Source organism: Streptomyces sp. NPDC087440 (assembly GCF_044744005.1).
Taxonomy (GTDB): Bacteria; Actinomycetota; Actinomycetes; order Streptomycetales; family Streptomycetaceae; genus Streptomyces.
Genome location: NZ_JBIUXN010000001.1, coordinates 648,266 through 659,736 on the forward strand (window position 1 = coordinate 648,266; position 11,471 = coordinate 659,736).

The following is an 11,471-nucleotide window of genomic DNA, read 5'->3' on the forward strand; positions in this document are numbered from 1 at the left end:
CGGGCCGGGTCCGCTCTTCGGGTCCCGTGTGTGCGTCTGCCCGGAGGCTCGGTACCCATCGTAAGGCTGCCCGCTGTCAAGGCACAGTGCACGAATGGGCGTCATGTGATTGCCGGGCCGTTCGAAACGCCGGAAACGGCCCCCGCGACCGCCGGATCGTCCTCGTCCGAGAGCAGGCCCAGACCCGGGTAGTACTTCTTTCCGCTGGACTTCATCATGTCGTTCGGCGACGCCAGACCGAGCTCCTGACGGATGCGGCTGGCGAAAGAACGCGAGGTCGCGGGCCGGATTCCCTCACTGGCGTTGCACCAGGTGCCGTAGGCGGCGTAGAGCACGCCCTGCTCGACACGGAGGTCGGAGGAGCGGTCGGGCCCGTTGGCGGTGGGCGGGCTCTTGATGCAGCACTCCTTGAGGAATCGGCCGATGTGGTCCTCGGTCGACTCGTACGCCTCGGTGGCCATACGTACGGAATCGGGACCTGTGAGCGGGTCCCGGGTCTCCAGGTAGCTCATCGCACCTTCGATGAGCCAATGGAGGATGCCGGGCCCCTCGTCCCGTACGAGTTCGAAGGCCAGGTTGTCGATCTTGTGCTTGTTCGGCACCACGCGCTCGAACGGGATGAGGCGGATGCGGCGCCAGAAGGCGTGCCCGCCGGTGCCGACCTCGGGGCGGTGGTTGCCGAGGAGCCACAGCTTGTGGGTGGGCGCGAAGGAGAAGTAGTCCTGCCGCATCCGACGGGCCTTGATGCGGTCGCCACCGGTGAGGAGCTTGACCCGGGACTCGTCGAACTTGTCGTTGGGCTTCAGCTCGGAGCAGACCATGATGCGGCGGCCGTGCAGTTCGGTGAGCTCGGTGGAGTGCTCGGAGAACTTGCCCTTCTCCATCAGGAAGCCGGGCGGGGCCGCGTCCGCGTAGTCGCCGAGGATCTGGATCATCACGTCGAGCAGCACGGACTTGCCGTTGGCGCCCGCGCCGAAGAGGAACGGCAGGACCTGCGCGCCGACGTCCCCGGTGATCGAGTAGCCGAGCAGCAGGTGCAGGAACCGGATGGTCTCCAGTCCCTTCTCGTCGTCGCCGAAGGTGTCGTGCAGGAACTTGTGCCAGCGCGGGGTGGGCATGTTCTCGGGGCCGACGCTGGTGGCCCGCGAGTGCATGTCCTTGACCGGATCGGGCTTGTGCATGTCACCGGTCTGGAGGTCCACGACTCCGTCCGGGGTGCACAGCGCGTACGCGTCGCCGTCCAGGACGTCCGGGTCGAGCGTCAGCGCGGGCGACGCCTTGGCCTGCGTGAGCAGGGCCTTCATGCCGGGGGTCGACATGGTGCGCTTGCGGTGGGCATAGAGCTCGCGGTCGCTGAAGAAGCCGCGCGGGTCCTGCGCGGGCATCTGCTCGGCCATGTCCCCGGCAGCCCACAGTGCGGCCTTCTCACCACCGGTGCGCTTCCACCGGTACTGGTCCCAGGAGTACCAGCCCAGTCCCTCGACATGGCGGAACTGGTCCCCGTACAGCTGGGCGAACAGCTTGGCGTTTCCCCGGTCGGTGAGCATGTGCGGGAGCTGTCCGAGGGCGTCGTACGGCTCGTGCACGGCGAGCGGTCCGGGCGCGCCGGGGTGGCCCGACACCTGCTGGGCGGGCAGGGCGGTGCTGGCGGTCGCGGTGTCCGAATCCGGTTCGGGAACCGGGAATTCGAGCATCTGCTGAGCGGCGGCAGTGGCGTCGAAGCTCGTGCTCTCGGCGCTGCTCATGGGCGTCCTTGGGGGTGGAGCGGTCGGGTGGCACCTGCGGCAAGGGCGGAGTCGATGATCGTGGTGTTGCGCTGCGGCTGGTGCGGGCGGGCCGTCTGGGCCGCCTGGACCAGGAGTTCACGTACCTGCGGTTCCGCGAAGTGGCCGCCGGCCACCAGTCCGCCCGCGGTGTACGCGGCCCTGTTGAGCTTCTCGGAGAAGCTCGCCCCCTCCGGAATCGCCGCACAGGCCGCGACCTCGGCCAGGAGAGGGTCCAGGAGCCGCTGTGCGGCCCTGGGAGCGCTGGGGGCACGTAGGCGGGGGAAGGGGACCGTAGAAGGCCCCAGAGGGGCTTTCAGGGCTTCGAGTGGCTGCTGTGGGGTCCTGACCGCCTTCTGGGCCTGTACGTCGCCGGGGGCACGCGTGGCTGCGGGAGCCTGGGCCCGGACCTGGACGACGTGCCCGGTGCGGGTCAGTTCGTCGGCGAGCCAGTCCGGCAGGGCGGCGGGCATCCGGGCATCGCCGACCGGGGCGTAGGTCCCCTGCGGGATCCGGTTGGTGGGCGCGACGATGTAGCCGTTGTCCGCACGGATGTCGACCTGCCAGGCCAGCGCGACCTTGGGGCTCGACCCGGTGGAGGAACGGAAGCGGGTCTCGGGACGGGTGTTCCGGTACCAGATGTGCAGACCTCCCGAGGGAGTGCGTACGCGCAGGGTCGTTTCGTCCTTCGCCGGGTCCTGGTGGCCCCGGTAGGCCGCGAGCAGGGCGAGTGTGTCGAACCCCGAGGCCAGTCCCGTCAGGTCGACGCGCGGGTCGATGTGGATGCCCGGCAGGAGCCGATTGCGGTGCGGCACTTCGGCACTGTGCGCGTCCACGTCCAGCACGACGAGTCCTGCGGGACCGCAGGCGACGCCCACGCCCATCGCCGGGTGCGCGCCCCACCAGTCGTCGATCCGGGCGGCGTTGGTGGTCGCGGCCCGGAAGCCGTGGCACCACCGGCCTGCGGGGATGCACGGACAGTCCCTGGTCTGGTGACCGATCTCCCGGCATTTGTTGCAGTTGGCGGCAGGCGTCTTCCGGCCCGGAGCCAACGGGTGCACCGGCCAGCCGTTGCCTGCGCACCAGCGGGCAACATCGTGTGCCCGCACAGTCCCTGAAGGGACTGGGGTACTGGTCTCACCGTGGCGCGGCACGCGGTCGTCCTTGTCGGGGTCAGAGGTCGTGCGTTCTGGTGCTTTCAGTCCCTGTCAGTAAAAGCGCTGGTCAGCGCCCTATTGGCACCTGTACGAGGGACTGAAGGGACTGAACTTTCCTATGAGCTCCTGAGCCTAGCGCAAGGGTGGGCAATCTCCGCGGGGAACTGCCGTTGTATCAGTTCTTCAGTCCCTTGAGTCCCTTTGAGCCCTCGGCGGGTGGGCGATCTTCGTACCGCCCCGTTGGCGGCGCGTGCCGCGCGAGTCCTGCGGGGGCAGCGGGTGCCCCATGACCGTACGTCGTACACATATCCGGCAGTCGGTCTTTTCTCCGTCCTTCCGGACCCAGGGACTGAAGACCCGGGGACGGAGCAGTTCGGTCCCTCCTCTTCAGTCCCTCGGTAAACCTGCAGGTCAGCGGGTTGCGCCCGCACTCAACAGGGACTGAAAGGGACTGAAGGGACTCAAAATCCTAGTTATGAGCGCTCCAGACACATACCTGCCTTCTACACGCGTCCGCATACACACGCGCACACAATTGGGATGGATACTGCAAAGTTGAGTCCCTTCAGTCCCTCAGCCCCTTGATCAGATCCAGCTCCACCGCTCTGACCTGGGCTTTTTCAAAGGGACTGAACGGAGGGACCGAACTGCTCCGTCCCTCCGGCTTCAGTCCCGAGCACACCGGCACCCGCGAGGAAATACGCCGCACGACCGAAGGGGGCACAGATGTTCCAGAGGTGGAACTTCAGTCCCTCCCAGTCCCTCCAGGCCGGCTTCCGTCCCTCGGCGGCCACCCGCCGACCCCGCAGGATCGACCGGATGGACCTCCAGTCCCGGCGCGGAGTCGGGACTGTGCGAACCGTGCTCCAGTCGAAGACCCCGTCCATGTGCTGCGGCCATCAAGGTGTCGTCCGTACGCAGCAGCAACCGCGGCACGGGAGAGGGACGCACGTCCCGGACAGCCGGATGGAGAAGAGGGACCGAGGGACTCAAGGACTGGGAAACTGAACTGACGCGCGGACGAGTCGACGCTTGACGATCGTGTTTCGCTGCCACGGTTCGCCTGGGCGTGGCAGCCACGATGCTCATCCCGTGGCCGGTCCCCTGTCGGGGCGCTGTCACTCGTACGAGCTGAATTTCGCATCTGCAACGCTTCAGGGATGTTCCTGCGATGTCTGAGTGCCGATAGATCGGGCATACGCCTGCCTCAAGGCGGTACAACCGATCATGGATTGGGGCGTACGCGCATGAACAGCAAGCAGATGATTCAGCAGACGGCCGAACAGAACGGTCGGCAGCAGCTCTCGCAGGCGTCCCCGCAGCGCTTCTCCGGGACGACCAACCCGTTCCCCGTCCCGGTCTGGCGAGAGCAGACGTTCCGGACGACAGGGGACCGTATGCCCGGCCCGACCCAGGGGTGGGGAACTGCAGGCGTCGCCCAGGCCCGTGAGGCGGCGAAGGCCTTCACCGATGGTCTCTCCCCCGCACCGGCCGAGGACGCCGCGGATTCCCTTGTCCTGGTCGTCTCCGAACTGGTGACCAACGCGGTACGGCACGGGGGAGGCCGCTACACCCTCGCGTTCTCCGCCTCCCCCGACACCCTCACGGTCGCGGTGGGCGATCCCAGTCCGGAAGTTCCCCATGAACGCACCCCCGACCTGGACGACGGGAGCGGAGGCTTCGGCTGGCACCTTGTGAACCTCCTGGCGCATGAGGTCACGATCGTTCCGGCACGCGCGCCTCGCCCCGGTTGTGTGCCTCGGTTCAAGAGCACCACCGGTTCCGGCACGGCACCCGTTTCCGGCAAGACGATCCGTGCGGTACTCCCCCGGTAGCTATCGACGGTGGCCGTGGCTGGGTGGCCGGTGCGTTCTCCGTGAGCGACTTCCTTCGTATGCCGGTCACAGGCCCGCGTCGACGCCTAGCGTGAACTCATGATCGAGCCTGCTGCCCCTGAGCCCTGGGAATCTTCCGCACCCGGTGTCCTGCGACTGCCGTCCGGGCGACTGGTCAGGGGGCGAGGCCTGCGCCGTCCTCTTCCGGCCGGGCCCTCGCCCACGTACGCGATCTATCTGCTAGGCAAGCAGCCTCCCGCCGTCCCGTGGGAGGCCGCCTGGCTGCGCTGGCCGGACTTCCGGCTGCCCGCCGACCGGGACAGGGCCCGTGAACTCCTTACCGACGCCCTGGCCCGGGCCGCCGATGACCGGATTGAACTGGCCTGTGAGGGCGGACGCGGGCGGACAGGTACCGCGCTTGCCTGTCTCGCCGTCCTCGACGGCGTCCCGCCCGAGGAAGCGGTCGGATTTGTGCGCCAGAACTACGACCCCCGGGCCGTCGAGACCCCGTGGCAGAAGCGATACGTCCGGCACTTCACCGCCTGATCCGATCCCTCCCGTCACCCGTCACCGGGGTCATCTGGGCGGCAACAGCTCCTCGGCTGCTGTGGTGATGACCGCGGCCGCGACAGCGGCGAGCGCAGGTGAGTCCAGTTTCCACTGCTGCCAGAACAGGGGTACGTCCAGCGTGCGGTCGGTCGCGAGCAGGGTCAGCGCGCCCGACCGCAGGAGAGGCAGCGCATGGGTCTCCGGGACGAGACCCCAGCCGAGCCCGGCGGCGATGGCAGCACAGAAACCCTCGGAGGTCGGCATGTAGTGCCGGAAGGCACTCACGGTAGGAGGGGGCGTGCGCTCACCGGCGAGCGAGCGCAGGAAGACGTCCTGGAGTTCGTCCCGCCGGTCGAAGGACATCACCGGAGCCTCCTGGAGCCGTTCCACGAGTCGTCCCGACGCGAGGTACCGCTCCTCGAACTCGGGGCTGGCCACCGGGAGATACCGCATCTGACCCAGCCCGCGCACACTGCACCCCGCCACCGGATGCGGCGAAGAAGTGACCGCCGCCATCACCTGCCCCTCGCGCAGGAGTGCCGTGGTGTGCCCCTCGTCCTCACGGTGGAGTTCGAAGCAGAGGGGCGGCTCCGGCGGGACCCGGGTCAGGGAGGGCAGAAACCAGGTGGCGAGCGAATCGGCGTTGACCGCGATGGCCAGTCTCGTCGGCCCCTGCCGCTCCCCCGGCCCCACGGAGAGCCCCAGCTCGGCCCGCGCACCCCGTTCCAGCAGGGCGAGCTGGCGGGCGAACCGCACCACCACCTGCCCCGACTCCGTGGGGCGCACGGGCTTCGACCGCATCAACAGCACGCGTCCGGTGCGCTGTTCCAGGGCTTTGATGCGCTGGCTGACAGCGGACGGAGTGACGTGCAGGACGGAGGCGGCAGCGTCGAAAGTGCCCTCGTCGACGACCGCGAGCAGGGTGTTCACCTGGTCCAGGGGAAGTTCTTCCATCACGAGTGCTAATGGTACGTAAGAATCTTTAGCTGGACTGAAGACGCGACATTCCCTAGCGTCAAAGACATGACAGACAGCACCACAGGGATCGTCACCGCCCTGCTCGCGGGTTTCGGAACCGGACTCGCCCTCATCGTCGCCATCGGCGCCCAGAACGCCTTCGTCCTCCGGCAGGGAGCCCACCGCCACGCGGTCCTCGCGGTCGTCGCGATCTGCGCCGTCTCCGACGGTGCTCTCATCGCGCTCGGAGTGACGGGCGTCGGTGCGTTCGTCACGGCCTGGCCCGCCGCGCTCACCATCGTCGGTCTCGCCGGCGGTGCCTTCCTGATCACGTACGGAGTGCTGGCCGCCCGCCGTGTCCTGCGGCCCTCCCCCGACGCCGCTCTCACCACGACCGGCAAGGCCACCGGCTCCGCCCGTGCCGCAGTGCTCACCTGCCTCGCCATGACCTGGCTCAACCCCCACGTCTACCTCGACACCGTCCTCCTGCTCGGCTCGGTCGCCTCCGACCACGGCTCCCTGCGCTGGGTCTTCGGTGCGGGCGCGATGCTGGCGAGCCTGACCTGGTTCACCAGCCTGGGATTCGGAGCACGCCTGCTGAGTGGACTGCTGGCGAAGCCGGGTGCCTGGCGCGTGCTGGACGGGGTGGTCGCCGTCACGATGGTGGCGATGGGCGGAATGTTGATCGCCGGAATCTGACGGTGCCAACCCCCTCTTGAACTGCTCACACACCGTCAGGAGCCGCTGCTGTCAGACGACACACAGCGCATTGACTTCACCAATGTCACCAAAAACCCCACGGAGGTGAGTAAGGTAACCGCATGACCGTCCCATACGCCCCGGACGACCGGGAAAAGGTAGTAGCGAAGCTCCCCGCCTCCCTGCGCCAGGAACTCAAAGTCAGAGCAGCCGAGTTGGGCGTCGACATCAAGGATGCCGTCACCGAAGGCGTGCAGGCCTGGCGTTCGAGCGACGCCGAACACCCCGTCGTCGACACGACCGGCGGCAGTTCTTTCTCGACCTACCTCCCCACCGGCCTGTACGGGGAGTTCAAGGACGTCTGCAAGGAACGTGGCCTTCCCTTCAACCAGGGCATCGCCCAGGCCATTCGCCTGTGGCTCGGCGCCCACCCCTCCCCCCGTCGCCCTGCCCGCCCGAACGGCGCGCGCCGCATCATCTTCGGCAACCAGAAGGGCGGTGTCGGCAAGACCGCCACGTCCTCCGGCGTGGCCCAGGCCCTCGCCGAAGGCGGTAACCGCGTCCTGCTCATCGACTTCGACCCGCAGGGCCACCTCACCAAACAACTCGGCTACCAGCTCTTCGACATCGAGGAGCCCAGCCTGGCCAAGCACATGCTCGGCGAGGCCAAGGGCGACCTGCGCGAGCTGCTCGTCCCGATAGAGGAGAGCGGCTTCGCGGGCCGGCTGTTCCTGCTGCCCGCGTGCAAGGACGCGTTCCTGCTCGACGCGAAGCTGGCCACCAGCCGCTTCGTACGAGTCAAGGAAACGGCTCTGGAGAAGGCCATGGAGCCGCTGGAGAAGGAGTTCGACTACATCGTCGTCGACTGCCCGCCCAGCCTCGGCTACTCCATGGACACCGCGCTCTACTACTGCCGGACCCGTGAGGACGAGGAGCCGGAGACCTGCGGAGTCTTTGTGCCGGTGCTCGCGGAGGACTCCTCCGCGGACGCCTACGACATGCTCTACGACCAGATCCAGGATCTGACCGCGGACATGGAGGTCGAGATCACCATGCTCGGCTTCATCGTCAACATGTACGACAGCCGCAAGGGCTACATCGCCACGTCCTCCCTGGACAGTTGGAAGGCGATCGGCGACCCGCCGGTCATCGGCATCATGCCGGAACGCAAGGAACAGCGTGAGGCCGTCCGCCTCAAGCAGCCGCTCCTCAGCTACGCCCCCGACTGCGAGCAGTCCGAGATCATGCGCACCATCGCACGGAGGATCACCTCATGAGCGTCGCCGACCGCCTCGGCACCGGTTCCTCCTTCGGCGGCGTACCGCGCGGCCGAAGCGCCCGCGGACGCGCCAAGGCGCTCGTCCAGGGCGACGTGCCCGAGTACGAGCTGTCCCGCATCCGCCTCGAAGAAGTCGCCCCCACTCCCCTCAACCCGCGCCGTAACTTCGGCTCGGCAGAGGAGATGACCCGCTTCGGCGAGGAGCTGCGCAACACGCAGCTCGCCGCCTGCGTGGCCATCTCCCGCAAGGCCTACCTCCAGGTGTGGCCGCAGCACGAGCATGCCGTGGGCAACGCCCAGTACGTCCTGATCAACGGGGAGCGTCGCTATCGCTGCGCCCTGCACGTGGGTCTGGAGTCGCTGGACTTCGTCGTACGGGACGACCTGGCGTCCTCCCGCGAGGCCTTCATAGACCACCTGCTCAAGGAGAACCTGGAGCGCGAGGACTTCGACGTCGTCGAGCGTGCCCGGGGCGTGCAGCAACTGGTACTGGTGTGCAGCGAGGAGTCCCCCTCGGGCGCCCGCGCCCGGGCTGCCAAGCGCCTCGGCCGCGACCGCTCCTGGATCACCAACCAGCTCGCGCTCCTGGACCTCCCGGAAGACCTGCAGAACATGCTCAGCATGGGGTCGCTGCCCGAGCGCGACGGGCGGTTGCTGGCACGTCGACTCAAGGAAGAACCCGGACTCTCCGTGCCGGCCCTCCTTGAGTACCTCGGCGATTACCGGGAGCAGGAAGCCAGGGCCCGTGAAGAGGCCAAGGCAGCCGCCGACCAGCTCAAGAAGCTGGGGCGCAGCGCCGTCGAAGAGGCCCTCGCGCAGAAGAACGCGGAGCTTGCGGCGGAGCAGGCCGAGGCCGAGTCCGAGCAGCCGTTGTCCGCGGACAACGAGAAAGTGTTGTCCGCGGACAACATGCCGGAACCGGTCTGGCAGGACGCCCCCACCCCGCGCGCACCCGAGCCCGCCACCCCGGTGACGGCCGAGACCACAGCCCCTGCCGCGGTTCCGGCTCCCGCACCGGCCCCCGTCGCTGCCCCTGCGCCGACGCCCACACCCGTGAAGGCAGTGCCGGAACAGCCCGCGGAGAAAACAGAGTTGTTGTCCGCGGACAACAACTCCCCCCGCCCGGCGGCTCGGAACAACACCGCTGCGCTTCAGGACGAAGGGGACGACAAGGCCGGGTCCGTACGTTCCGACGCTGCTCGACGACTCGTGCAGCAGCTCGGTGCCACTCCCCCGGAGCAGGCACGCACCCTGGTCGCGGGTCTCAGCGGCGACGAACTCGTGGCCCTGATCGAGGAATTGCACCACCACATGTGAGGTGCCGACACCACGCCGAAGGGGCACGCACCCGGCCGATCACGCCGGAGCGTGCCCCTTCGGCGTTCCCGGAGAGGAGCACAGCAGGGCGGCTCCTCTCCCCCGGACCCTCCGAAGCAATACTGAGCCGATGGACAACACCACGCTCGTACTGCCTCCCCGGCTCACCGCCTCCGCCCGGACGATGCGCGACGCCGCACACGAGCGCGGGCTGACCACGGTGCAGCTGTCCACCTTCGAGGCGCCTCCCGAGTTGCGGGCCGAGCACATCCATGCTGGGCCCAGTTTTGCGGACGTCGTGGCGCCCGAACTCGGCGTCGCTCTGCTCCAGGCCCCCGAGGACTGGCTGGCCCGGCTGCCCCGCGCCTTCACTCGGCGGGATGTCGTCCTCATGCCCCTCCGCGAGGCACAGACGTTGCGGCGCCCCGCATTCGTCAAGTCGCCCAACGACAAGCAGATCCGCGCCATGGTCTACACCGACGGCTCCCGGTTGCCGGGTGCCGACGAGATGGACGCGGAAACCCCGGTGCTGGTCAGCGATGTCGTGGAGTTCGCCGCCGAATACCGGCTGTATCTGCTCGACGGGACGGTCCACACCGGAAGCAGATACGCCGAACACGGTCGGCTGAGCCTTGGCCCGCTGAGCCAGGATGCGTCGGCCTTCGGGACCGAGCTGTTGTCCGCGTGCGGCAGGACCCTGCCCTCCGCCGTCGTCGTGGACGTCGGCCGGACCGGCGGTCAGTGGGCGGTCATCGAAGCCAACGCCGCCTGGGCGAGCGGTCGCTACACCGCAGATCCCCAACGCGCACTCGATGTTCTTCTCCGCAGCAGCGCACCGGCCGCAACGATGGCTCCCGACGACCACCCGTTCTTCCGCCATCCCACCGTGACTCCCCCGGCCCGGGCAGTTGATTGAAACGATCACCGTGAAGATCAACAACGGCATATCGTCACCTGCATGAACACAGGGGAGCTGTTGGGGTCGGGACGCAGCGCAGAGATCTTCGCGCTCGACGAGAAGTGGGTACTGCGCCGGAATCGGGACGGCGGGGACACTGCCGGAGAAGTGGCCGTCATGGCCCATCTGGCAGCGCACGGTTATCCCGTACCGGCTGTCCGTGCCACAGAGGTGCCGTCGGAGATCGTGATCCGGCGGCTGTACGGCAAGACGATGCTTCAGGCCTTCGCTTCGGGCGAGCTCACCGAACAGACGGCGGCGGCGATGGTCGCCGACCTCCTGCACCTCCTGCACAAGGTTCCTGCCAGGGTCTCCGCACATCCGGGAGACCGGATTCTGCACCTCGATCTGCACCCGGACAACGTGATGCTGACGGCCGAAGGCCCGATGGTCATCGACTGGTGCACGACCGTCGAGGGACCGGAGGGACTGGACTGGGCAATGACCGCGCTGATCCTTGCTGAGGTGGCCGTCGTCCCGTCGCCGCCGGAAGCCGGGCCGGAAGTCGCCGCCATGGCGACCGGAGCACGGGCGATGCTCACGCGGCTGCTGGAGCGACGAGGCAGTGCCATCGACCTGAGCGACGCAGGCTCCGGCTGCCTCGCACGAGCCCGCGCGCGCCGGGCCGAGGACCCGAATCTGAGCCCTGAAGAGATCGACCGCTTGGGCGAGGCGGCCGCTTTGGTTGCCACTCTGGCAGCCTCGTCGTCCCCGTTGTTGTCCGCGGACAACACTTCTGGCGACTGATCGCAGGCATCGGTCTGCCCTGCGGCAGCCCACGCCGGGGGAGTGGGCCTCCCTTTTGTTGTCCGCGGACAACAACACGGACACCGGCGCCGGGGGAGGGGAGGGGGGGGGGGGGGGGGTTGCTCCCCCCCCCCCCCCCCCCCCCCCCCCCCCCCCCCCCCCGCCCCGGGCGGGGGGGGGGGGGGGGGGCCCCCAACCCCGGCCGGGCAC

At 68.4% G+C, this 11,471-nt stretch carries 10 protein-coding genes; 7 read left to right on the forward strand and 3 right to left on the reverse strand.

Features of this window, described 5'->3' with window-relative positions; all coding sequences use genetic code 11:
- Positions 1–101: 101 nt before the first annotated feature.
- Both ACIO3O_RS02870 and ACIO3O_RS02875 read right to left on the reverse strand, forming a co-directional pair.
- Positions 102–1,745, reverse strand: a complete 1,644-nt coding sequence (locus ACIO3O_RS02870) for a phage/plasmid primase, P4 family (RefSeq protein ID WP_401741099.1) — start codon at positions 1,743–1,745, stop codon at positions 102–104.
- Positions 1,742–2,917: a bifunctional DNA primase/polymerase gene (locus tag ACIO3O_RS02875; protein WP_401741102.1), complete on the reverse strand. Its 1,176-nt coding sequence runs from the start codon at positions 2,915–2,917 to the stop codon at positions 1,742–1,744. Before ACIO3O_RS02875 ends, ACIO3O_RS02870 begins: the two co-directional genes overlap by 4 nt.
- A 1,250-nt stretch (positions 2,918–4,167) precedes the next feature.
- Here ACIO3O_RS02875 and ACIO3O_RS02880 point away from each other — a divergent pair.
- Both ACIO3O_RS02880 and ACIO3O_RS02885 read left to right on the forward strand, forming a co-directional pair.
- Positions 4,168–4,755 carry an ATP-binding protein gene (locus tag ACIO3O_RS02880; RefSeq protein WP_401741104.1) on the forward strand — a complete coding sequence of 196 codons (588 nt, stop codon included), beginning with the start codon at positions 4,168–4,170 and terminating at the stop codon, positions 4,753–4,755.
- A gap of 99 nt (positions 4,756–4,854) precedes the next feature.
- Positions 4,855–5,301: a protein phosphatase gene (locus ACIO3O_RS02885; protein WP_401741106.1), complete on the forward strand. Its 447-nt coding sequence runs from the start codon at positions 4,855–4,857 to the stop codon at positions 5,299–5,301.
- Between the two features lie 30 nt (positions 5,302–5,331).
- Here ACIO3O_RS02885 and ACIO3O_RS02890 read toward each other — a convergent pair whose 3' ends face one another.
- On the reverse strand, positions 5,332–6,258 hold the full coding sequence (locus ACIO3O_RS02890; RefSeq protein WP_401741862.1) for a LysR family transcriptional regulator ArgP: 927 nt from the start codon (positions 6,256–6,258) through the stop codon (positions 5,332–5,334).
- Between the two features lie 69 nt (positions 6,259–6,327).
- On the opposite strand from ACIO3O_RS02890, the gene ACIO3O_RS02895 reads away from it, so the two are divergent.
- The 5 genes from ACIO3O_RS02895 to ACIO3O_RS02915 all read left to right on the forward strand — a co-directional run bounded on the left by ACIO3O_RS02895 (position 6,328) and on the right by ACIO3O_RS02915 (position 11,261).
- Positions 6,328–6,960 (forward strand): LysE/ArgO family amino acid transporter, encoded by a 633-nt coding sequence (locus ACIO3O_RS02895; RefSeq protein ID WP_401741109.1) that lies wholly within the window; start codon positions 6,328–6,330, stop codon positions 6,958–6,960.
- A 122-nt stretch (positions 6,961–7,082) separates the two neighbouring features.
- Entirely contained in the window at positions 7,083–8,237 is a 1,155-nt protein-coding gene (locus ACIO3O_RS02900) for a ParA family protein (protein WP_401741111.1), read from the forward strand.
- Complete coding sequence (locus tag ACIO3O_RS02905; protein ID WP_401741114.1) at positions 8,234–9,556, forward strand: ParB/RepB/Spo0J family partition protein; 1,323 nt, start codon at positions 8,234–8,236, stop codon at positions 9,554–9,556. Before ACIO3O_RS02900 ends, ACIO3O_RS02905 begins: the two co-directional genes overlap by 4 nt.
- Before the next feature lie 130 nt (positions 9,557–9,686).
- Positions 9,687–10,472: an ATP-grasp domain-containing protein gene (locus ACIO3O_RS02910; protein WP_401741116.1), complete on the forward strand. Its 786-nt coding sequence runs from the start codon at positions 9,687–9,689 to the stop codon at positions 10,470–10,472.
- A gap of 42 nt (positions 10,473–10,514) precedes the next feature.
- A complete protein-coding gene (locus tag ACIO3O_RS02915) occupies positions 10,515–11,261 on the forward strand; it encodes a phosphotransferase (protein WP_401741118.1) in 747 nt (248 codons plus the stop codon).
- Positions 11,262–11,471 lie beyond the last annotated feature (210 nt).

What these genes read in the sequence shown, in the direction of transcription:
- ACIO3O_RS02885 (WP_401741106.1), top strand. Translation starts at nt 4,855, where the DNA reads ATGATCGAGCCTGCTGCCCCTGAGCCCTGGGAATCTTCCGCACCCGGT.
- ACIO3O_RS02915 (WP_401741118.1), top strand. Translation starts at nt 10,515, where the DNA reads ATGAACACAGGGGAGCTGTTGGGGTCGGGACGCAGCGCAGAGATCTTC.
- ACIO3O_RS02880 (WP_401741104.1), top strand. Translation starts at nt 4,168, where the DNA reads ATGAACAGCAAGCAGATGATTCAGCAGACGGCCGAACAGAACGGTCGG.
- ACIO3O_RS02890 (WP_401741862.1), bottom strand. Translation starts at nt 6,258, where the DNA reads ATGGAAGAACTTCCCCTGGACCAGGTGAACACCCTGCTCGCGGTCGTC.
- ACIO3O_RS02900 (WP_401741111.1), top strand. Translation starts at nt 7,083, where the DNA reads ATGACCGTCCCATACGCCCCGGACGACCGGGAAAAGGTAGTAGCGAAG.
- ACIO3O_RS02870 (WP_401741099.1), bottom strand. Translation starts at nt 1,745, where the DNA reads ATGAGCAGCGCCGAGAGCACGAGCTTCGACGCCACTGCCGCCGCTCAG.
- ACIO3O_RS02905 (WP_401741114.1), top strand. Translation starts at nt 8,234, where the DNA reads ATGAGCGTCGCCGACCGCCTCGGCACCGGTTCCTCCTTCGGCGGCGTA.
- ACIO3O_RS02910 (WP_401741116.1), top strand. Translation starts at nt 9,687, where the DNA reads ATGGACAACACCACGCTCGTACTGCCTCCCCGGCTCACCGCCTCCGCC.
- ACIO3O_RS02895 (WP_401741109.1), top strand. Translation starts at nt 6,328, where the DNA reads ATGACAGACAGCACCACAGGGATCGTCACCGCCCTGCTCGCGGGTTTC.